The sequence below is a fragment of the ANME-2 cluster archaeon genome, from assembly GCA_019429385.1.
GTDB lineage: Archaea > Halobacteriota > Methanosarcinia > Methanosarcinales > Methanocomedenaceae > Methanocomedens_B.
Genome location: JAHYIS010000006.1, coordinates 48,278 through 68,619 on the forward strand (window position 1 = coordinate 48,278; position 20,342 = coordinate 68,619).

Annotated in this window: 22 protein-coding genes; 9 read left to right on the forward strand and 13 right to left on the reverse strand. The window is 46.6% G+C overall.

From position 1 onward, the window contains the following. Nucleotides 1-5 precede the first annotated feature (5 nt). Nucleotides 6-1,421, reverse strand: a complete 1,416-nt coding sequence (locus K0A89_03730) for a hypothetical protein (protein ID MBW6517594.1) — start codon at nt 1,419-1,421, stop codon at nt 6-8. Nucleotides 1,422-1,854: 433 nt separating this feature from the next. Here K0A89_03730 and K0A89_03735 point away from each other — a divergent pair, with 433 nt between their 5' ends. After that, nucleotides 1,855-2,076, forward strand: coding sequence for a hypothetical protein (locus K0A89_03735; protein ID MBW6517595.1), 222 nt, complete (start codon nt 1,855-1,857; stop codon nt 2,074-2,076). Nucleotides 2,077-2,112: 36 nt separating this feature from the next. Here K0A89_03735 and K0A89_03740 read toward each other — a convergent pair whose 3' ends face one another. The 5 genes from K0A89_03740 to K0A89_03760 all read right to left on the reverse strand — a co-directional run bounded on the left by K0A89_03740 (nt 2,113) and on the right by K0A89_03760 (nt 6,463). Then, nucleotides 2,113-2,871, reverse strand: a complete 759-nt coding sequence (locus tag K0A89_03740) for a hypothetical protein (protein MBW6517596.1) — start codon at nt 2,869-2,871, stop codon at nt 2,113-2,115. A gap of 135 nt (nt 2,872-3,006) precedes the next feature. Then, a complete protein-coding gene (gene hemB / locus K0A89_03745) occupies nt 3,007-3,999 on the reverse strand; it encodes a porphobilinogen synthase (GenBank protein ID MBW6517597.1) in 993 nt (330 codons plus the stop codon). A gap of 15 nt (nt 4,000-4,014) precedes the next feature. Further along, on the reverse strand, nt 4,015-5,283 hold the full coding sequence (hemA, locus tag K0A89_03750; protein MBW6517598.1) for a glutamyl-tRNA reductase: 1,269 nt from the start codon (nt 5,281-5,283) through the stop codon (nt 4,015-4,017). A gap of 38 nt (nt 5,284-5,321) precedes the next feature. Further along, complete coding sequence (locus tag K0A89_03755; GenBank protein ID MBW6517599.1) at nt 5,322-6,008, reverse strand: bifunctional precorrin-2 dehydrogenase/sirohydrochlorin ferrochelatase; 687 nt, start codon at nt 6,006-6,008, stop codon at nt 5,322-5,324. Then, nucleotides 6,005-6,463 carry an AsnC family transcriptional regulator gene (locus K0A89_03760; GenBank protein MBW6517600.1) on the reverse strand — a complete coding sequence of 153 codons (459 nt, stop codon included), beginning with the start codon at nt 6,461-6,463 and terminating at the stop codon, nt 6,005-6,007. The genes K0A89_03755 and K0A89_03760 overlap by 4 nt, the downstream gene beginning before the upstream one ends. Before the next feature lie 97 nt (nt 6,464-6,560). Between K0A89_03760 and K0A89_03765 the strand changes: the two genes are divergently transcribed. Continuing rightward, nucleotides 6,561-6,935: a hypothetical protein gene (locus tag K0A89_03765; protein MBW6517601.1), complete on the forward strand. Its 375-nt coding sequence runs from the start codon at nt 6,561-6,563 to the stop codon at nt 6,933-6,935. A 13-nt stretch (nt 6,936-6,948) separates the two neighbouring features. On the opposite strand, the gene K0A89_03770 is transcribed toward K0A89_03765, so the two are convergent. After that, nucleotides 6,949-7,407 (reverse strand): cytidine/deoxycytidylate deaminase family protein, encoded by a 459-nt coding sequence (locus tag K0A89_03770; protein MBW6517602.1) that lies wholly within the window; start codon nt 7,405-7,407, stop codon nt 6,949-6,951. A gap of 115 nt (nt 7,408-7,522) precedes the next feature. On the opposite strand from K0A89_03770, the gene K0A89_03775 reads away from it, so the two are divergent. Genes K0A89_03775 through thiI form a run of 3 tightly spaced genes read left to right on the forward strand, consistent with a single transcriptional unit; the run spans nt 7,523 to nt 11,291 of the window. Continuing rightward, nucleotides 7,523-8,458 (forward strand): protein translocase subunit SecF, encoded by a 936-nt coding sequence (locus tag K0A89_03775; protein MBW6517603.1) that lies wholly within the window; start codon nt 7,523-7,525, stop codon nt 8,456-8,458. Further along, nucleotides 8,455-10,101 (forward strand): preprotein translocase subunit SecD, encoded by a 1,647-nt coding sequence (locus K0A89_03780; protein MBW6517604.1) that lies wholly within the window; start codon nt 8,455-8,457, stop codon nt 10,099-10,101. The genes K0A89_03775 and K0A89_03780 overlap by 4 nt, the downstream gene beginning before the upstream one ends. Then, nucleotides 10,098-11,291, forward strand: a complete 1,194-nt coding sequence (gene thiI / locus K0A89_03785) for a tRNA 4-thiouridine(8) synthase ThiI (protein MBW6517605.1) — start codon at nt 10,098-10,100, stop codon at nt 11,289-11,291. The genes K0A89_03780 and thiI overlap by 4 nt, the downstream gene beginning before the upstream one ends. 1 nt (nt 11,292) lies before the next feature. On the opposite strand, the gene K0A89_03790 is transcribed toward thiI, so the two are convergent. Then, nucleotides 11,293-11,523, reverse strand: a complete 231-nt coding sequence (locus K0A89_03790; protein MBW6517606.1) for a hypothetical protein — start codon at nt 11,521-11,523, stop codon at nt 11,293-11,295. A gap of 143 nt (nt 11,524-11,666) precedes the next feature. Next, a complete protein-coding gene (locus tag K0A89_03795; protein ID MBW6517607.1) occupies nt 11,667-11,918 on the reverse strand; it encodes a hypothetical protein in 252 nt (83 codons plus the stop codon). A 119-nt stretch (nt 11,919-12,037) separates the two neighbouring features. Between K0A89_03795 and K0A89_03800 the strand changes: the two genes are divergently transcribed. From K0A89_03800 to K0A89_03815, 4 genes are all read left to right on the forward strand, one after another. Further along, nucleotides 12,038-12,625, forward strand: coding sequence for a hypothetical protein (locus tag K0A89_03800; protein MBW6517608.1), 588 nt, complete (start codon nt 12,038-12,040; stop codon nt 12,623-12,625). Between the two features lie 71 nt (nt 12,626-12,696). Next, nucleotides 12,697-13,653 (forward strand): UbiA family prenyltransferase, encoded by a 957-nt coding sequence (locus tag K0A89_03805; protein MBW6517609.1) that lies wholly within the window; start codon nt 12,697-12,699, stop codon nt 13,651-13,653. Nucleotides 13,654-13,725: 72 nt separating this feature from the next. Next, nucleotides 13,726-14,844, forward strand: coding sequence for an NAD(P)/FAD-dependent oxidoreductase (locus K0A89_03810; GenBank protein MBW6517610.1), 1,119 nt, complete (start codon nt 13,726-13,728; stop codon nt 14,842-14,844). 181 nt (nt 14,845-15,025) lie between these two features. Next, nucleotides 15,026-15,520, forward strand: a complete 495-nt coding sequence (locus K0A89_03815; protein MBW6517611.1) for a hypothetical protein — start codon at nt 15,026-15,028, stop codon at nt 15,518-15,520. A 52-nt stretch (nt 15,521-15,572) separates the two neighbouring features. Here the strand turns inward: K0A89_03815 and K0A89_03820 are convergent, their stop codons facing one another. From K0A89_03820 to K0A89_03835, 4 genes are all read right to left on the reverse strand, one after another. Continuing rightward, a complete protein-coding gene (locus tag K0A89_03820; protein ID MBW6517612.1) occupies nt 15,573-16,556 on the reverse strand; it encodes a DUF128 domain-containing protein in 984 nt (327 codons plus the stop codon). A 19-nt stretch (nt 16,557-16,575) separates the two neighbouring features. Then, the gene (gene glnA / locus K0A89_03825; protein ID MBW6517613.1) at nt 16,576-17,898 is read right to left on the reverse strand and encodes a type I glutamate--ammonia ligase; all 1,323 of its coding nucleotides are present in this window, start codon (nt 17,896-17,898) and stop codon (nt 16,576-16,578) included. A gap of 93 nt (nt 17,899-17,991) precedes the next feature. Beyond that, entirely contained in the window at nt 17,992-19,008 is a 1,017-nt protein-coding gene (locus K0A89_03830) for a hypothetical protein (protein ID MBW6517614.1), read from the reverse strand. Then, nucleotides 19,005-20,330, reverse strand: coding sequence for a hypothetical protein (locus K0A89_03835; protein ID MBW6517615.1), 1,326 nt, complete (start codon nt 20,328-20,330; stop codon nt 19,005-19,007). Before K0A89_03835 ends, K0A89_03830 begins: the two co-directional genes overlap by 4 nt. Nucleotides 20,331-20,342: the final 12 nt, after the last annotated feature.

Below are 20,342 nucleotides of genomic sequence, written 5' to 3' on the forward strand. Positions count from 1 at the left end.
ACCTTTTAGTTTATATTAATGGTCCGAACTTTTATTGGTCTTTGATTCGTTTCATGAACCATTTCTGGACTTATCGTCCTTTTGTCTACTGTTACGGTCTCTCCTCTTGCCAGCGCACCGAACATGAGCCCGGAAGTTATTCCAAGTTCCCTGGCAAGTTCCGGATTGAACTTTTCAGTAATGAGGTATAGCATACCCTCATCTCGGTCGTACCGTATATCGTAGTGTTCTTTTAGTATATTAATGCATTCATTTGTCAAATCATCAGCCACAAGACGGGCGCAGTCGTCATCGATTCCTATGAGTACATGTGAGAATTTGCCATTCTTGTGTTCAAGGTATGCTATGCTATGGGCTGCGAGGAACTCCTCAAGCCTCGACCGGCCCAGTTTTTCAGCTTCCTGCAAGAGTTCCGGACTGATTTTTGTTACTTTTACTTTTGGACACGCGCATCCATGGCAGGCATTCTTGAACTCGCATTTTATTCCTTCCGTTATATGTGCACGACCTGATGGACAAATATCATTCATCCTCCTGCGCAGTTCCTTGCACAATTGCCATGGCACCCCGTCCATTTCCCTGATGTCACTTTCCCTCAGCACTTCAAACCCAAGCCCCTCAATAATAGAGATCAGTCGGTTACGTTGTTTTGCACTCATTGATTTACGGTCCAGATAGGCGAAATCCGCACATGAACGCTCAAACGCCTGCCTGATGATTACTTCATCCAGTTCATCCAGTTTATAGGTAGGAAATATGTGCCCGAATGTTATCTCTGTGTCTTCCATCAGTTTGGTCTGGCGCGGAGCATAATGGTTACCTCCAAAGCCAATAGCTACAGGCACGTCATCACTGTCAAGCATAAGTATTGCATTTGCCACAATACGTCCTGCAAGCAAGTCCACCCATTCCTTTTCTGAACTTCCTATCTCCACGAACAGGGATGGCGTTTTGAGATCGCTGGGACCGTGATGTGTACTCTCGATGGACACTTCAAAATCCTCATTTTTACTCAATGTCCTGAGATTCATGTATAGGGAACGCATTGCCTGGGGTGCAGCCGAAGCCAGTTCCATTGGACTTCCACCCAATTTCGCTTCTTTTGTATTCCCTGTATGATGGACCGTGAGTATCCTTCGCCCATCTTTACTGCGATGCCTTGACGCAAATATAATAATATCAGAATCAAGCCCGCATTCTTCCAGTCGCCTGTCCAGCCCATCCTGGAAGATATGTAACCCATCTATCTCAACCATCGTGAATTTCTTGAACTCGAATGAGGTAATCACGGAAGGACAATCAACATTTATAGGTGACCAATCTCTGATATCCAGCAGGATATTCTTAATGTTCTGGCTGGCAAGATCTTCTTTTGAGATGATTATGTTTATTTTACCGGTTGAAACCTGGTTCGATCCTATGCTAAATACACCACCTGCTACAATGAAAATACTACCTGATAGTAGATATAAGTATAATCTATCATCGATATAAATTGATGTAAGTAAATCCTCCCTTGAGGTTGGAACAACTTGAGTATATTATCTCATAGATGATATACAACACGACACCACATACTGAAGTATAGATGTTATAGTATGACATCCATACACTGTAAATAATATCTCAAGAGAATCACCATCAATTATATATGTTATCATTTTAATAGTAATATTAGTTCGTCAAAAAATGAGGTAGGTACTTTTGGTTAGTTCAGAATTGGATTATGTGAATATTTTTATATGGCTATACAATATAGGTGCTGCATTTATAATTCTGTTTTTAATATTCCAGATACTGCTTATAACCAGGAAATTAGATACTGACATCATCCGCGCCCGTTTATTCTTAAACATGGATATCCTGAACGAAACCTGGAAATACATATCCATCGCCTCTGCTTGCTTTGCAGTGAATGCTGTTACAGGTTTTCTCAGATTCAATGTTGAAAAAAAAGTATTCTATCTCTGGGAGATTTCGGAGATAATTTTCCTGGCTGCTTTTATAGCAATGATATACCAGTGGTACCAGTTCGTCGGTGGAATGATAATTAGGAACAAAAAGGCAGAAAAATAGCTCATTATTACCATTCCTGTAACAAGAAAATCCTTTTTAATAGCGGTTTATTTCAATGCCATCAGATGTGAAGATATAATTGTACCTGCCCATTGCCTTCCCAGTGTACAGCAGATAATGAATAATAATCTTCCTTTCAGGTATATCGGCATCAAGGTTCGCCTTGAATTCAATAAAACCATCCATTATGAACTTTAACCTTTCAATTGTCCGCGCATCTATGCTTGGGTCAAGTGTGAAGAGCGCAACGTGTTTTTGCAGCCTGACGCGTCGCGTCATGGTCTCGATAAGGTTATTGAGTTCCTTAATTCCCTCGTCCGAAGTGTTCAATATCAAACCAGTGAGGGAATCAAAAACGATGCGTATCTCTTTTTTGGTAAGTTTCCGCTTTGCCTGATTTATCAGACTCGCAATGGTGGAAATGTTATGTTCAACCTCTATGAACCGCGTTGCATGCATTTTTTCATCTACATCGATACCACTTATTTCCATTGTTAATGGATTGACCAAAACCAGATTCTCCTGGGATTCATATTTCCGGGCATCAAGCCCGTTCTGTCCCATCTTGGCCCTCATATCATACAGGGGCAGCTGGGTGGATATATACAGTACCTGTTCTCCCTCTATAAGTCCGGCTCTTGCGAACTGGATACACATCGAGGCTTTACCGGACCCTTTTTGACCGTATAGAAGTATGTTGGTCTTTTTAGGGAAACCACCCTCAATGATCTGGTCCATCCCAGGTACACCGCTGGGGATTCTTTCGATATCAGTTAATCCTTGTATAATAACCACCTGTAAGAAGTATCCTGCATTAAAGTATAAATTTATTGTCTAATAGATATAATCATAGATATATATGGATAACAGGAGAAAGTTCCATGGAGTGGACTATACATATTCAGACTGAATGGTGTGTAGAATGCATATCTATTTTTTGAGTTTTGTCGCCACGTCCTTTGCAAAATAGGTGAGGATCATATCCGCTCCGGCCCGTTTAATGGAAATAAGTGATTCCATGATGGCCTTCTCATCCAGCCAGCCCTTATCCACGGCACCCCTTACCATGGAATACTCACCGCTCACATTATAGGCAGCCGTAGGCATTCTGAACTCGTGCTTTACCCGGTAAATGATATCCAGGTATGGCAGGGCGGGCTTTACCATAACAATGTCGGCCCCTTCCAGGATGTCCTGTTCCACTTCCCTCAGGGCTTCATCACTATTCCCGGGGTCCATCTGGTACGTTGAACGGTCCCCGAAACTGTATCCCGATTCAGCTGCCTCCCTGAACGGTCCGTAGAACGATGAGGAATACTTGGCTGCATATGACATGATAGGTGTATTGGAAAGACCACTCTCATCAAGAGCACTGCGGATAGCGGCCACCATGCCATCCATCATTCCCGAAGGTGCCACAATATCTGCGCCGGCCCGGGCCTGGCTCACAGCGGTCCTACCCAGGATGGGCAGGGTCGGGTCGTTCAAAACCTCTTCGGTCTCATAATCCACCATACCGCAGTGTCCATGGGTGGTATACTCGCAAAGGCACAGGTCGGTGATGACCACCATATCATCCCCCAGTTCAGCTTTGATATCACGGGTCGCATTCTGGACAACATCATTGTCACCGTGGGCGTGTGACCCTGTCTCGTCCTTCTCTTTGGGCAGCCCGAATAAGACCACTGCCGGAACTCCCAGGTCTGCCAGTGTTTTGGCTTCATCCGCCACACTAGAAGGGGTCTCCCGTCTGAACCCCGGCATGGACAGGATAGGCTTGGGAGCTTCCAGGTTCTCGTCTATGAACAGGGGTGCTATCAGGTCATCCACTGACAGGGTCGTGGCTTTGACCATGCGCCGTATTGCCGGTGTCCTGAGTCGTCTCAATCTTGTTGTGGGGAACCTGGTAGTATTTGTAAACATAATATCCCGTGCCTGTTAGTTGTTCTTATTATTCCTGTTACCATTAAGCCTGAACAGTTCGGCCACTGTGTCCAGGAACAATTCATTATCATGTTCAGCTGCATTACGCAAGATCTTTGTAGGCTCTGCCAGTATTTTGTTAGCGACTGAATGGGTCAGGTCGTTCAATACTTCAGTTTCAATCTCACCGATGGTATGGTAAGCTTTCAACTTGTTAATGGCCGCATCCCGCTCATGACACCGGATTTCGTTTATCATGCTATAAAGTGCCGAAATGATCCTGTCAGCCTGCTGGCGCTTGTATTGAATCCTTAACAGTCTTAACTCTTCATCAATGATATTTTCGACCTTTGATATCTCACTCTTGCGCCGCACAAGGTTCTTTTCACTGATACTTTTCAAGCTGTCAATGTTGAACAGCCTGACACCATCTATTTCTTTTGTTGACTCATCAATGTCCCTTGGATTTGCAATATCAATCAGCAGAATGTCTCTTTTGTGCTCTTTCATGACTCCTTCCATCATCTCTTTGGTGATGACCATGTGGGGTGCTGCAGTTGCACTGATAACAACATCAGATTCCCTGATATATTCATGTATCAGGTCATATTTAATGGCTTTTCCATTAAGTTCACAGGCCAGGGTCTCGGCCCGCTCAAAAGTACGGTTGGCTACATAAATAACCTTAATATTCTTATTCGCAAGTGCCCGTGCAACCAGTGACCCCATTTCTCCTGCCCCGATTATCATCACGGTCTTTCCGTCAAGATTTCCAAGGACATCGTCTGCTAATTCCACAGCAGCAGAACCTATCGACACAGAACCCCTGTTAATATCGGTCTCGTTGCGTACCCGCTTGCCCACCTGAATGGACTTGCTAAACACTGTATCCAGCATCTTGCCCGTGGTCCCGGTCTGCTTTGCGAGATTGTACAGGTCCTTTACCTGTCCCAGTATCTGGTCCTCACCCACTATCATGGACTCCAGACCGGATGTCAACCGCATGAGATGGCGCATCGACTCTTCGTGGTCAAGGAAGTCAACAATGAGGTTCGGGACTTTCATCATCCTGGCAAAATGAAAGAGTACTTTGCTGCCTTTGGGCGAAACTACATAGACCTCAACCCTGTTACAGGTCATAAGCACGGCACATTCTTCCACCAGTTCATGGGAATATAATCTTTCCAGTATTTTGTCAACGCCGCCATGCCAGGCATGAAGTTTTTCAATATCTTCCACATTGGCCTTTACGTGGGTAATAAGCATGCTTGAAATTTCAGTCATCAAAATCTCCTTTTTTTACCCCTGGTTTTTATATAAATTTAATTATTTCCATTTGATATATGTATTAGGGCGATTTCCAATGCCTGTTCATATGAATGTGTCAGTGCATTCCATACATCTTCATCTTCAAGAATTGCCCACAATATGCCTGCCCGTTCTCTCTGGTCGGGAATACTCGCTTTGAGTCGAACTCTCATCTCTTTTTGCAGTTGTGCCATGGTCTCGAACTCGGCAGGTATCACGGTTTCGATCTTTTTCCTCATATATTTTGAAAGGGCAGGACTGGCCCCCCTCGTTGAAATGGCAATGGTAATGTTGCCTCTTTCGACAATAGACGGTATTGCACAATCATCCAGTCCATCTACTGAATTTACCAGGCAGCTCCGTCCATGTGCAATGTTTGCGACCCTGATATTAAATTCCCTGTCGTTCGTAGTCGGTATGACCAGGAATGCGCCGTCGATGTAATCCAGTATCTCATCATCGGATAAGGTACCTGTGGTTTCAATGAGTTTTAACTCCTCTCCAGCCAGGTCTTGAAGCAAGGGGGTAAAATCGCGGCTGAGTACCGTGGTTGGAGCATATCTTACAAACAAAGCCGCTTTTCGCTCACCCACCTTTCCGCCTCCGAATATGACCACCTTCCGGTCATTCATATCTATCATCAACGGAAAGAGGTTAGGTTCACTATCCTGCAATAATTTGTTACCGGGTTTGTCAGTCAAAGCCTGACTCCTGTCTTTTTAAATTCCTTCTCACTGAATAAAATATTATAATCTTCGATACCAGTGGCATTGGATATCTGTTTTGCTACTTTCCTGCATTCATCCCTGGTATATGCATGAACCATGGTGAACAGGTTATAGGGCCATCCGTCTCGTCTAGGTCGTTCATAGCAATGAGTTACCTCTGAAAATCCAGCCATAATTGCACCCACATCTTCTACCCGGGAATCAGGTACATTCCAGGTACACATGGCATTTGCAGTAAAGCCAATGGCCCTGTGTCCAACTGATGCACCAAACCGCCTGATGATCCCGTCATGATGCAATTTACCTATCCTTTCCAGTACCTGGATCTCTGAAATCCCTAATTGTCTTGCGACTTTTTTGAATGGCCTGGAAGTTATCGGGATACCGTCCTGAATGGTCTTTAATAGTTGAGTATCAATTTCGTCCATAAAACCAACTTTCCTTTTTGAAGTTACGTAGATTGTTACATATTATTATATATAAATCCGATAGGTTTATGTATATTAATTTAACATTAGAAATAATATGTCAGGTCCAACATTCACGTTGATTGTCGATACGGTTGAATTCATAAATCATTATGCTATAATACCCCTGACAATTTTAACATTTTCCATGCTTATGTATTTCGTGATATACATAAGAATGAATGACCCTGATATCATCAAATCAAAACTGTTCCTGAGGTCCGATGAATTTAAAAATGCCTTCACGATACTTGCTTTTGCTGCATTTGTCCTGATATTCCATGTATTGTTCATCTACCTGCATAATTTAATTGATATGTCATCAATGCTCGATTTGCTGGTTATTCTTTCAAAAATACAGCAATTACTTGGATTGATACTTACAATCCTGCTTCTCTTTTTCGCCTCACGGTTATTCAAGTTAGTGAAATAAAGCATTATCCGGGTCAGTCCGAAGATACAGGAAAACTTACGATCTCCACACCTGCCTTGTCAAAAAATCTTATTGCCTCTTCATCAGGGTAATTGTTAGAGAATACGACTTTTTTAATATTTGAATTAATTATCATCTTGGCACATAATATGCATGGCTGGTGGGTACAATATAATGTGGCGCTCCCGATACTGACGCCATGTAAAGCAGACTGGATAATGGCGTTTTGTTCAGCATGTACTGCCCTGCACAATTCGTGCCTGGTACCTGATGCAATGTTCTGTTGCTGGCGTATGCAACCTATATCAAGACAGTGCTGCAGATTGCGGGGTGCGCCGTTATATCCTGTGGAAAGTATGCGCTTATCAAGAACAATGACTGCGCCTACCTGGTTTCTTAAACAGGTGGAACGCTTGGCCACTACCCGGGCTATTTCCATGAAATACTCATCTATTGTGGGTCTTTGAACCATGTTTTTTACCTTTCCTTTTGTGATGGTCTGTTAGTTAGGGGAGCAAAAGGTAAATATATTGTGATATATGGTATTCGCACGTGACCAATGTGTTACCTTTAATGCGGTGCTGCTTATGGAGACTAAAGACATAGATAGTTATATTGATTCATATCTGGGACGGTTCTCAACCAACCAGATGATAGGGATCCCACTGGTGATATTCTTCATATCACTACTGATACTGGGCTGGTCAGTTTATGCCCATGGAAGTCCTGTGGAGCTGGGCGTGGAATTTACCGGAGGAACTGTGCTCACCGTTGTTTCGGAATCGTCCTATAAAGAGGTTCAGGAGGAATTCACGTCCAGGTTCCCGGAAACACCACCATACAGTGCAAGGGATGCGGGCGGCGGACGTGTTATGTTGCAGTTCGGTCCAATGAACGAAGCCCAGCAGACGCAGTTGAACAATTATATCTCATCCACGTATGGCAAAGATGTTGCCCTGAAACATATGAGTGCAGTATATGGCGAAAATCTGCAACGCAGTGCTGTCAAGGCCGTATTATATGCATTTTTGGGAATGGCTGTGATAGTGTATTTAATATTCAAGTCTCCAGTACCCTCAGCAGCAGTGGTATTGTCTGCCGGGTCTGATATTATCATTGCCGCAACACTCATGGACCTGTTCGGTATTGCCCTGTCCCTTGGCACGGTGGCAGCATTGCTCATGTTGATAGGTTATTCAGTAGACAGTGACATCCTGCTTACTACAAGGTTACTCAAACGGAGGGGTGATACTGATGAAAAGATACGGGCTGCAATGAAGACCGGCCTTACTATGACCTTGACCACAATAGCAGCTGTTCTCGTACTTTTCGTGGTAAGCACTTTTGCCGGTCTAATTTCATCCTATTCCAGGATAGACATCATCAGTGAGATTTCAATCGTATTGATTTTCGGCCTGATCACTGACCTGATGAACACGTGGATGCTGAATACTGGCATCCTCAAATGGTATCTTGCACGAGGTACACCTGACAAAAAGGGCAAGAGGGGGCGAAAACGATGAATGGCGAAGACGTGGAGAGAGGATTGAGCAGCGACCCCAGGGTCATGTTGATGGTAGGTGCACTATTGATCTCATTGATCTTGTTGTTCCTGCCTGCTGTGTTTCCTGAACTTGGTGTCGGCGGGCTCAAGTACGGCCTTGACCTGGACGGAGGTTCGTGGCTCCACCTGAAACCTGAAGGCGCCATGGTGCAGGTGGATGCTGATATGGGGAATATCATCGCACATGATTATGGGATATTCCTGAATGAAACCGTGACAATCACCCAGCAGACCACATCTTCGGTGACCTTTGAAACCCACCGGTCCGTTACTGCCAAAGGGATAGAATCCCTGGGTTTCGGACAGGCAGCTGTATCCAGCAGGGGCGGTGTTTATTCTATTTTACTCCAGACTGATAAAAAAACAGCGATCACCAAATACCTGGAAAACCAGTACAAAACAGAAGTAGTGGTCTTTGATGACGGGGAGGGTATCAGGTATGAGATAAGAAAGAAAACCTCTCCGGAGGAACTTGCTGCCATACTGCAGCCGGTTGGGGGTTCAGTGACAGCATATGAAGACGGTGTATCAATAACTACCTTAACTGAGACCAAGGAGATCCTTGAGGATAAATTGAACCTGTTCGGGTTGAGCGATATTAAACCTGTCATCGTAGGGCGGGAATATATCCTCATTGACCTGGCAGGAATTGATATTGATACGGCAATGAAACTGGCCGCCACACCTGGTAAGTTCGAAATACGCGTACAGATAGCGAATAACGAGAGCGTGCATGCCGTATATGGCGAGGATGTACAGTCTGTTGGTTTCCATAAGATGGAAGACAATGTCTGGGGTGTGCCGTTCAAACTTACACAGCAGGGTGCTGATGCACTGAGACAGGTGGCAATTGAGACCAACGCGGTCGGTGACCCGGATAATCACGAGATCACCATGTACCTGGATAAAAAAGTAATATACAGCGCTCCCCTGTCGTATTCGCTTGCACAGAGCATGAGAGTTGTGCCTATACAGGATCTGGTGGCGTCATTTGGTAGCGATACTGGCAGCGAGGATAATGCAAGGGAACTTGAATCCCATTTGAAGGCAGGAGCTCTTCCTGTTAACGTAGAGGTCATAGGTTCAGGTCAGGTGCCTGCATCCCTTGGTAGCGAGTTCAAGGAACTCACTGCAATAGCTGGCCTGCTTGCCATTATCACTGTATCGTTCATGGTCTTTTTGAGATATCGCAGAAAGGAGATCATGCTGCCGATGATAATCACTTCGCTCAGTGAAGTGGTGATGATTCTGGGGTTTGCATCAGCAGTGAAATGGCAGCTTGACCTGCCAGCAATAACAGGTATCATTGCGGTCATAGGTACCGGTATTGACCATCTTGTGGTCATCACCGATGAAGTACTGTATGAGGGAAAATTGCCGCCGACCAAGGTATACAATTCCAGGATAAACAGGGCGTTCGGCATTATTTTTGCAGCAGCTTCCACCACCATTATCGCCATGATATGGCTGGTATGGATGGGATTCGGTGCACTGAAAGGATTTGCATTGACCACTATCGTGGGCGTGCTGATAGGCGTGCTCATAGCCAGGCCGGTCTATGCCAGGATAATCAAACATGTGCTGGAAGAAGGCCAGGAATGAACATGAGCCGCCCCCCCGATGATGTGGTATTAATACGGTATGGCGAGATTGCCCTCAAGAGCAGGAATGTGAGAGACCGCTACGAGAAGACATTGATATCCAATATTACCTCAATGCTCGATGCCACGGGCACATCCTACGATTCCGTATCCAGGGATTGGGGGCGTATTTACATCCATACTGCCGACCCTGCAGCTCCCCAGGCAGCAGCAAGGGTGTTCGGTGTGGTCTCGGTGAGCCCGGCTATAACCTGTGAACCTACACTGGAATCTGTTTCATCACTGGCTGCCGATGTAGGACAGGATATCATCGGTGAAGGACAGTCATTTGGCATCAGGCCCAGGCGTACCGGGAATCATGATTTTTCCAGCCGGGATGTCGGGATTGCCTGTGGAGATGCTGTCTGGCAGAGGATAGAGCAACAGGGTCCGAGCGTGGATTTGACCAATCCTGACGTGGAGATATTTGTGGAGGTCAGGCAGAACCACGCTTTCGTGTATACCGATGTGGTCAAAGGAGTGGGCGGACTGCCCCTTGGCACCCAGGGTAAAATGGTAGCTCTGGTATCAGGAGGTATCGACTCGCCAGTTGCAGCATGGCTCTTGATGAAACGTGGCTGTGAGATCATTCCGGTCTATGTCAACAATGATCCCTTCTCAGACGAGACCACCAGGCAAAGAGCACTGGAATGTATCAGGGTGCTGCAGACATGGGCTCCCGGCCATTCCCTCAAGGTCTATGAAGTACCGGGTGGTGAAAGCCAGGTATCGTTTTTATCAGACTGCCAGCGCCGCTATACCTGTGTGCTCTGCAGAAGGATGATGTACAGGATTGCCGCCGGTATCATGGAAAAGGAACATGCCCACGGTATAATCACCGGTGCATCCCTGGGTCAGGTAGCCAGCCAGACCTCACAGAACATGCTGGCTGAAACCTGCGGGATCCATGTACCTATCTACCATCCCCTCATAGGTCTTGACAAGACTGAGATTGTTGATATTGCACGGAATATTGGCAGTTATGATGCCTCTACCAGACCTGCCACCTGTTGTACAGCAGTACCCGAAAAACCTGCCACGTCTGCAAAATGTGGTGATGTATGCGGTGAAGAGGCAAAAATAGATGTTGAAGAACTGCTCAGAGCTGCCCTTTCTGGCTCAAAAATCGTTGACCTCTCCGAGTACAGTTAGTTCAATCACTCTGGATGGTCTCTATCTTGAACAGAACACCCAGTCCACTAAGGGTCAACTGGATGCGGTCGCCAAAATTGAGTATCTCGTCCAGGTCGGTTTTTGAACCCCAGTCATATACATAATCATGGACTCCCTGCATGGGTTTAAATCCAAGGGACGTCAATCTCCGGTTTACCTCAGATGGCCTGCCACCTTCACTGTTGAACCAGACTAATAGATATGACTTCATGATCCTCAACTTCAAAATGGGTTGTACATTATTATGCTTTTTGGTTGTTTGTAAAGTGTGACTTTGTGTTTGTCCGATTCTGTCGACAGCCTGGGCATAGTCCATGGTCTCGGGTAAATCAGACCGCAAAGAGGATTTTCTCGTCATTTAATCTTATTAAGAAGAGATTCTGCAGCCTTCAAGGCTTCCTCTTCGGTCCTGACACGTTTGACCAGCATTCTGCCGGTGGGATACAGCGATATCTCGACCCCGTCAATGTCCACAATCAGAATATGAGGTGTAGCCACCCTGGTATTGAGGATTTGAGCCACCTGCAGCAGGTCTATTCTTGTAAAAGCATTCACCTCAAAGGCTGTTTTACCTGAACACAGGCTTACCGTCATTTTCCTGGACATTGAGCGAATGTAAGTAACTATAAATAGATAAGTATGTGGCTAAAAGGAGAATTCAAAGGATATATTATAAGCATAGTGATTAACAATTTACAGACAAATGACACATTTTGGGTAATAGTATGAAGATATGGAGTCTGGGTAAAATAATATTAATTGCTGGGATACTTCTCCTGGGAGCATTCCACCCGGCTTTGGCCCTGTTGAGGACTGAACCGCTGGTCAATGGCACAAGTCTTTATCTCACAACAGGCCAGTCATGGCCATTCTATCAGGGGTATTCCTTTAACCTGATGAGCGTAAGCAAAAGTGGAAACAAAGCATGGGTGCAGTTGAAACTGAATGATACGGTTGTAAAGTCAGCCGTACTTTCCCGTGATGAAGTGTTTTATTATAACTCTACTACTCACTATAATTTATCGAATTATTCTCTTGAGACCTTGCAGTTAAGCCTCAGGGTATCCGGCTTATATACAGGGGAAGTAGCCGATATTGTGACTTTTTCGCAGGTATACCAATATTACGACCCTGCCCTGCCAGAACCAACCCCTACACCTACACCATACCCTGGTAATTCCAATAATTCCAGCGTGACACCTACAACTACGAGCACGGACGGCTCAGGCATACCGGGGTTCAATATCCTTTTAACAACAATCATACTGGGCATTTGGAGTATTTTCCTGCGCAGGTCACACGAAGGATTTTAAGAAATGTAATATATCATAACAGGAATTTGTCATGAAGATACAGAACAGGGTTCTCGAATAATGTGATGCCTATGAAAACTTTGAATAAACAAGGGTATTTGGATAAAATAAGGCCATACATCGAGATGTTGCGGCCTGAGATAGCTGATATGGACCTTGCGCTCCCGGCAGCAAGTGCGCTGCTGGCAACCTATTACCTAAGCGGAGGACTTCCCGACATTTTTCTCTTCATGGTGGCAGTGGCAGGTGCATATTTTGCCATTACCAGTTCGTATGTCCTCAATGATTACTGTGATGTGGATATTGATCAGATAAACCTTCCCAAGCGCCCGCTCCCGTCATCACGCATAAAACAAAAAAGTGCACTTCTCTATGCCGTAGTGCTGGCAATAGTGGCAGGAACCGTTGCCGCATTCCTGAACCTGGAGTCACTGGTGGTCTTTATCATCGCAGCCGGTATCATCACATTCTACTCGGCCATAGCAAAGCGTTCAACATTCCTGAGCTTTGTGCCGGTGGGAATATCGTATGGATTAGTACCTATCGGTGTATGGCTGGCATTTGATCCGGCCGGCATCCTTAAACCTGATATTGATAACCAGGTACTGCCACTGCCTGCAATATTCCTGGGTATTATGATGTGCGTGACCGACTGGGGTTTTACGTTAAGCGGCGTGGCACGCGATGTGGAAGGTGACCGGGCAAAAGGCGCCCCGACAACCCCGGTAACCTTTGGCGTGCCTCTTACTTCAAAATTCGTGTTCGTTTGCTGGGTACTCGGTGTTATCGCTTCACTCGTTATTGGATACACTGCCCGTCTGGGTCCGGTTTATTTTACAGGCGCCCTGCTTGGCGGAGGCTGGATATTATGGCAATCAATGGATTTTATCAGGAATCCGGAACCGAAACGAGGCGGAGAATTGTTCCTGCAGGGTTCCAGGTACCGGGGTGTCATGTTCGGTTCTTTGATAGTGGATGTGCTGCTCCTGATATTCATAAAGTCTACAGGCTATCCTTTCATATGGTAATACGGAGTTGTTCAGGTGAATAGACATACCGATGCCGATATAGTGGTAATCGGTGCCAGCCCTGCCGGGATAATGGCAGCCAGGGAGGCAGCACGAAGAGGCGCATCGGTCATCCTGGTGGATGCTAAAGAGGATATGGGAATACCACCCCATCCTGCAAATACTTTTTTCAGGTTCATGATGGAGCGTAGCAGTGAACCGATCCTGGATGAGTATGTGGTGAACAGGTTAAAGGGTATGAAGATCATCTCACCCTCCGGTATTGCTGTGGATATTGAGACTCCTGGATATTTTATTGACAGGGGGTTATTTGACCGTCATTACCAGGAAGAACTGGCAGGAACGGGTGTGGATATGAGGATGGGAGTTGAGGTACTGGCCGTGATACCTTCAGGCGGAGTGTTTACATTAAGCACGTCTGGTGGCCTCCTGGTAACCAGGCTGGTGATTGCGGCCGATGGCATTGAGTCAAAGACCGCGGCGCGGATGGGCCTTAATACCACCCGCTATCCTGGCGATATTGCCTGGGCCATGGAAGCCGAGGTCCGGGCGCCCGGAATCGGTGAACCTGACATGTTCGAATATTATATCGGGAGGCATTCACCGGGCTGGAAATCCACCTACTCCCCTGCCGGTGGCGACCGGGCCACGCTGGGTGTGTATGTGAGGCGACAGGGAAGGGATGTATCTGCTTTTTTTGACAGATGGCTTAAACGGTTTGCAACAATGAAAGGATATAGTGTTGGTGACATCGAGATAAAATCCAGGTTCACGGGCGGCGACCCAATAGCTACAGTGCCAAAACAGCTTGTTGCTGACGGGTTCATGGTAACAGGGGGCGCAGCGGGCCAGAGCGGTATCGGTTATGGTATGCGTGCCGGGCAGATATGCGGTGAGGTGGCTGCCGCAGCAGTGAATGAGAATGATCTTTCGAAACAGAGATTGAAGGAATACCAGAAACGCTGGAAAGGTGAGTTTGCCAGTGAGTACTGGATGGGAAGGATGGGCCTTGAACTGGTTCGCAAGATGACCGATAAGGAGATCGATACCATGGTGTCGGTGTTCGCCGGGCGCGACCTGTCATCGCTAAGCGGTACACCAATGGTGCAGGGTGTGAAGACCGGGTTGTTCGTGGCGCGTCATAAACCGGCGGCGCTGTGGGCATACAGGGCACTGTTGAGGCGGAAATAAACGGGCCTGTTTCGATTAGCAATAAAACAAACATGCAAAATGCCTTTAAAAACCACAATGATGAACGTATGTATATCCCAACGGTAAAACTCAAGAATTACTAATTCCTCATTGCCCTACAACCAGGTTTAAGTATCATGGTATTTCAATCAGGTATACCCATATCAGGATCGTGATATCAATGAACCTGCGTGAAATCCTGCACAAACACAAGGAATCTTTTCAAGACAAACTGCTGGAATCCCTTTCCCAGAAACATTCCATACCAACTGAAGAGGTCATGAAGCAGTTCGGTGATAACATTAACATCCTGGTCAACTCAAAGTACGCTCCGCTTGAGCAGGTAGCAGACGATATTTGTGCCGTCAAAAACCCTGTTGTGCTAAACATCAGGCGTGCCAGGCAGCGCGAAGATACATGCAAGATATGCGAGTCCAACGAGCCAAACATCCGGGCCCTTGACCAGATGCACGGTACTACCATATCCATATTTGAGATAAGCGAAGATAGTGCCGCAGGTTCTCTGTACCATGTGCTGTTCAAAGGTGCACCCGACGAGGACAAGAAACTGCCCCTGACCGCGATCATACACAACGGTGACGTTAAACGGGTCTGGGCCGGCAAGTCTGTGGAACCTTCTGTCTATTCAGGACTGATACGAAAAGCTCTGGCCTGAAAACCACAATCAGGACGTCTTTCATCCTTTATTTTGTTATTTCTGCCCTAGCCTATATTCGGGTCATATCCTTGAAATTCGTAATTGTTGAAATCGGATGTATGGATATATCTATTCCATTCTCGTCCACTGCTACCAGGCTATTTACCCCTGCATACAGGGAAATTCCTATCTTACCCGTATTTATGGGACCCCCAAGAACTGAAGCACCGGGTTGGCCAATTTCTATAACCCCGGAAATATCGATCCCTCTGGCTTTCTCAAGTACTTCAATTGCATAGTCCCTGGCTGAAACCGGTATCTCCCGAAGGTTTGCCAGCAACTTGCCACTACCGGTATCCAATGTTTGCATGACTGAAGTCATTCTTTTGTTAATAAAGATCTTCATGGGGTCAATGGTCGTACCGTTATACAGTATCAGGTCTGAGAAACGAACGGGCCTGGTATCCCGGACCTGAACCAGTCCCCCGTATTTCGTGTTCACAGGAATGCCGCTATGTGCCAGTATACCATCGATGGTAATACTGCATACCGTGGCAATTCCCACCTTATTCACAGGTATCTTTATGTCCTGGCTGTCCTCTTCCAGAATCCTGACATATGGGCTTATTGAATATGGACTGTTACACAGGGCTGCAATGATATCGATAGCCTCGTCAAAATCATCCTTGTCTACGAACGCGGTATTTACTATTACATTACCCTCGCCGGTATTTACATCAACATCTGTATTATAGACAAGTTCATCAATTGTCGTAATAACGAATCCGACCCTGTGCCCTATCAGGCCGTCCTCAAGTTCCCGGATGCCGTCTTCAGTAATTACCCGGCCTGAATAACCTTCCCTGGAAGTAAGCCCTCTCTCGTCCAGTATCCTCAGATGGTACCTGACCCCTCTCTCCCCTATCTTATATCCTCGCTCCCTCATCTTATCAGCGATGATACGTGCACCAATAGCGCTGTCACTCTCGTTTATAATACGCAGTATCTCGGTAAGCTTTCTCTGTACCTGGGGGTCCGTATTGGAAGATATCATATAGTTTTTTCAACCTGTTTTACATTATATTGATATAACGCTGGATCTCCCAGTCATGCACCTGCACCCTGTATGCATCCCACTCGGTCCGGCCCAGCCTTAAAAAGTTATTGAGAACATGGGAGCCCAGAGCATTCATTATAATTTCATCCTGTTCCAGTTCGTTGAGTGCATCCCTGAGAGTGCCGGGGAGTGATCTGATATTCCGGTGCTCACGTTCTTTTTCATCCATTTCATATATATTATCACCCACGGGTTCACCGGGATCTATCTGGTTCCTGATGCCGTCAAGACCTGCTGAAAGTATGACCGCGAAGGCGAGATACGGGTTACACGACGGGTCAGGACTGCGTAGTTCTATCCTGGTACTGGAACCCCGGGCTGCAGGTATCCTGATGAGCGAACTCCGGTTTGCGCCTGACCATGAGACATATACCGGGGCCTCATATCCTGGCACCAATCGCTTATATGAATTGACCGTGGGATTGGTGACAGCCGTTATGGCATTAATATGTTTCAGCACCCCACCAATGAAATATTTCAGGATATCACTGATACCATGTTCATTGTCCGGGTCATAAAATGCGTTCTTGCCATCCTTGAACAGGGAAATATTAACGTGCATACCGCTCCCGTTCTCACCGAACAGGGGTTTTGGCATAAATGTAGCATGAAGTCCCATATTATTGGCAATGGTCCTGGTCACATACTTGAATGTCAGCACATTATCAGCTGTTATCAGGGCATCCCCATATTTGAAATCGATCTCATGCTGGCCGGATGCCACTTCATGGTGGGATGCTTCGATCTCGAACCCCATACCTTCCAGGGCAATGACTATCTCCCTTCGGATATTCTCTGCCAGGTCAACCGGACCAAAATCGAAATACCCTGCATTATCGTGAGGTATTGTCGTTGCACGTCCTTCATGTTTTTCGAACAGGAAGAATTCCAGTTCAGGGCCGGTATTCATCTTAAAACCCAGGGACGCAGCATCTTCAATGACCCGTCTCAGTACATACCTGGGGTCGCCCTGAAAAGGTTCGCCACCGGGCTGGTACACATCACATATCATCCTGGCTATTGAACCACCATTATTACGCCATGGTAACAGCTGGAACGTATTCAGGTCAGGTTTTAACACCATGTCAGACTCTTCGATACGGACAAACCCTTCGACTGAAGAGCCGTCAAAGGATATTCCATGGCCCATTGCTTTTTCAATCTGGGATACGGGTATGGCTACATTCTTGACTATACCCTGGATATCCACAAACTGCAGTCTTACGAACCTGACATCTTTTTCCTTTATCTTTTTTAGAATATCCTCATTTGAAGTCATAATTTCACCTATTGTACGGGATGTTATGATTTTTTGAAATAATGATGTGTGACCGATAATTAAAGGTTTGGCTTTTCAGTGTGGGATTGCATTTTACACTCTGCGCAGTACCCCTATCCTGGGCTCATAGCACCGACCTTCTGACATCAATCCTTTTAAAGCATCGTCCACCTGTTCCCCGGACAGCCCGATTTGTCCTGACCGGTCTGTGAGTTCGGATACAGGTACGCCCCTTCCCTTATCCAGACTCCCCAGTAGTTCATATACCAGCTCTTTGCCATCGGGTTGTGTTTCTTCCGGGGAGGTATTATCCCCGGTCGATGTAACATTTTCTTCAGCTGCCGGTATAGAATCTGTTGTCTGGATAGGATTGGTTTTCGGGATGGTTTTCGGGATGGTTTCCGGTGCTGGAATAACCACAATTGCTGTATCGGTATTTGCTTTGCTCAGTGTACCTGCTGTTACACCTGTATTTGATGCGTCAGGCAGCAGTGTCTTCAGGGAATCAATTATTATACCGGACAGGGTATCAAGGTATTCTTTCAGGTCAGGGTAGTGTTCAATGGCCCTGGTAATACCATCGGCAAGTTCGGCACTGGCACCCGATCGTACCAGCATTTCAACGAGTTGTGTACCTTTTAATCCTGATTCCAGCGCACTCCTCGCAAACCGTATCCTCTCAAAGGTCAGCCGGGCAGTTTCCACGATCCACCTGTCCCTTACCTGGCTGTCGACCTTGTTCAGTTCCTCGGGCCTGACCGATGTGTATATGGTCCCTTCCTCTGGCTCATAGGTCCGGGCCTTACCCACCATTGCAACGAAGGACGGTATTTCCAGTCCTGATAGGAACATGGCAGCTTCGGGCTGGTACTGTCCTGCATAGACCATGAATCCTCCCGTATGGTCAGATACCCTTCCTCTCCACATATCTTCGCCAGCGCCTATATTTTCAATCTCTGTCAGCACACCCACAAAGTACAGCCGATTTATCCTGGCGCCTGTGGGCGTGACCAGGTAATTGGGCGACCTCTCATCACCTTCGTGAAAAAAATGATGGGAATGATTGAACTCGTGTGCAAATACCCGCCAGGCCAGTTCCCTTTCGATCATGGGCTCTCTCCCTTGCCGGGAAGCTTTTGCCCGACCGACTCCATTTCTGTAATCAGGGCCGCAGCTTTTGCAGCGGTATCCATTTCTGTCAAAACGGCATCTTCGGCTACCAGCGTGATGCCGTATTCGCCTTTTGTCATATTCCCCCGTACCCACATGCTTCTGCCCAGTAATCTGCGGCGCATCTCATCCTCCACCGCGGACTGGTTCATAGCTGCCGCCGCCACTTCCCTGGCTCTGTCAATAGAATAGCCTGTGACCTTTTGTGTCAGGTCCGCATCCAGAACAACGCTCAGGGCTCCGGTACCATCGTCCAGAATGGACTTTATCCGCATATCATATATTCCTTCATCGACAACTCCGTGCACGCGACAGGTGTTCTTCTGTATCACCCGGCTGCACCGGGGACAACGGTTAATGAGTCCTGACCCTGGCCTGATAGATATCAGGCTGCCCTCAATGATCGCATCGTACACCCCGTCCCGCCCGGTAATACTATCCACCCTGACAGGTTCAGAATTGAACAGTGGAGCGAGTTCATCATTACTGATCTCGGTTTCAGATTTGCTTATGGGGGAAAACTCTCCCATATTGATAGTGGGGACTCCGCGCCATAATTTAATATAAGCATTTTTTACCTCTACGGTAGCCCCTTCAGAAAAGAGGGGATTTGGCACCCAGGATGTAAAGGGAAGTTTGGCAGAACGGTCAGCGGCGGTCCCGGAAACGATAGTCCGTGAGCCGTTCCTGGTAGTGATCTCTTTATGCTGGCATTCCAATATTCTGAATATGGTATGCACGGCCGCGGCTCCATCCACCAGGTCTGCCAGCAAAACCGCTTTATCAATTTTTGCCGTCGCGAGGGAATCCAGGGCTTCACGGTCCAATTTCTCGACTTTTGACCTGGGACCGAAATTAATCTCGGGCATACCCTGCCATGTCCTGATATATGCATTGGTAACCTTGACCACGTCACCCGGTTCAAGCCCGAAATCCTCCCATGCTGTAAAACTTTTAGCTCCGGTCTCATCTGCCATGGTGCCCATGAAAATACTACGTTCCTGCCCCTTAATACCCACTACCTTAAGATTGATATCCAGTATCCTGGCCGTAATTTCGATATCACGCTCTCCGCCGTGCAGGTCAGATAATCTTTTTGCTTCACTGACCCCGTATTTTTTAAGCAGACTCCTTTTTGCCTCTTCAGACGGCACCTTGAACTCAAGGAGTCTGGTAAGTTCTTCTTCAATAATAGCCCGATTCAGTGTTGTACCAAGCGCCCTAATTATTTCGTCCACAAGGGGCGCAATTTTCTCATTCATAGGCTGCCTCCT

What these genes read in the sequence shown, in the direction of transcription:
- K0A89_03735 (MBW6517595.1), top strand. Translation starts at nt 1,855, where the DNA reads ATGGATATCCTGAACGAAACCTGGAAATACATATCCATCGCCTCTGCT.
- K0A89_03790 (MBW6517606.1), bottom strand. Translation starts at nt 11,523, where the DNA reads ATGAAGTCATATCTATTAGTCTGGTTCAACAGTGAAGGTGGCAGGCCA.
- hemA (MBW6517598.1), bottom strand. Translation starts at nt 5,283, where the DNA reads ATGACTGAAATTTCAAGCATGCTTATTACCCACGTAAAGGCCAATGTG.
- K0A89_03765 (MBW6517601.1), top strand. Translation starts at nt 6,561, where the DNA reads ATGTCAGGTCCAACATTCACGTTGATTGTCGATACGGTTGAATTCATA.
- K0A89_03805 (MBW6517609.1), top strand. Translation starts at nt 12,697, where the DNA reads ATGAAAACTTTGAATAAACAAGGGTATTTGGATAAAATAAGGCCATAC.
- K0A89_03810 (MBW6517610.1), top strand. Translation starts at nt 13,726, where the DNA reads ATGGCAGCCAGGGAGGCAGCACGAAGAGGCGCATCGGTCATCCTGGTG.
- K0A89_03770 (MBW6517602.1), bottom strand. Translation starts at nt 7,407, where the DNA reads ATGGTTCAAAGACCCACAATAGATGAGTATTTCATGGAAATAGCCCGG.
- K0A89_03795 (MBW6517607.1), bottom strand. Translation starts at nt 11,918, where the DNA reads ATGTCCAGGAAAATGACGGTAAGCCTGTGTTCAGGTAAAACAGCCTTT.
- K0A89_03760 (MBW6517600.1), bottom strand. Translation starts at nt 6,463, where the DNA reads ATGGACGAAATTGATACTCAACTATTAAAGACCATTCAGGACGGTATC.
- hemB (MBW6517597.1), bottom strand. Translation starts at nt 3,999, where the DNA reads ATGTTTACAAATACTACCAGGTTCCCCACAACAAGATTGAGACGACTC.
- K0A89_03830 (MBW6517614.1), bottom strand. Translation starts at nt 19,008, where the DNA reads ATGATCGAAAGGGAACTGGCCTGGCGGGTATTTGCACACGAGTTCAAT.
- thiI (MBW6517605.1), top strand. Translation starts at nt 10,098, where the DNA reads ATGAACATGAGCCGCCCCCCCGATGATGTGGTATTAATACGGTATGGC.
- K0A89_03800 (MBW6517608.1), top strand. Translation starts at nt 12,038, where the DNA reads ATGAAGATATGGAGTCTGGGTAAAATAATATTAATTGCTGGGATACTT.
- glnA (MBW6517613.1), bottom strand. Translation starts at nt 17,898, where the DNA reads ATGACTTCAAATGAGGATATTCTAAAAAAGATAAAGGAAAAAGATGTC.
- K0A89_03820 (MBW6517612.1), bottom strand. Translation starts at nt 16,556, where the DNA reads ATGATATCTTCCAATACGGACCCCCAGGTACAGAGAAAGCTTACCGAG.
- K0A89_03835 (MBW6517615.1), bottom strand. Translation starts at nt 20,330, where the DNA reads ATGAATGAGAAAATTGCGCCCCTTGTGGACGAAATAATTAGGGCGCTT.
- K0A89_03775 (MBW6517603.1), top strand. Translation starts at nt 7,523, where the DNA reads ATGGAGACTAAAGACATAGATAGTTATATTGATTCATATCTGGGACGG.
- K0A89_03780 (MBW6517604.1), top strand. Translation starts at nt 8,455, where the DNA reads ATGAATGGCGAAGACGTGGAGAGAGGATTGAGCAGCGACCCCAGGGTC.
- K0A89_03815 (MBW6517611.1), top strand. Translation starts at nt 15,026, where the DNA reads ATGAACCTGCGTGAAATCCTGCACAAACACAAGGAATCTTTTCAAGAC.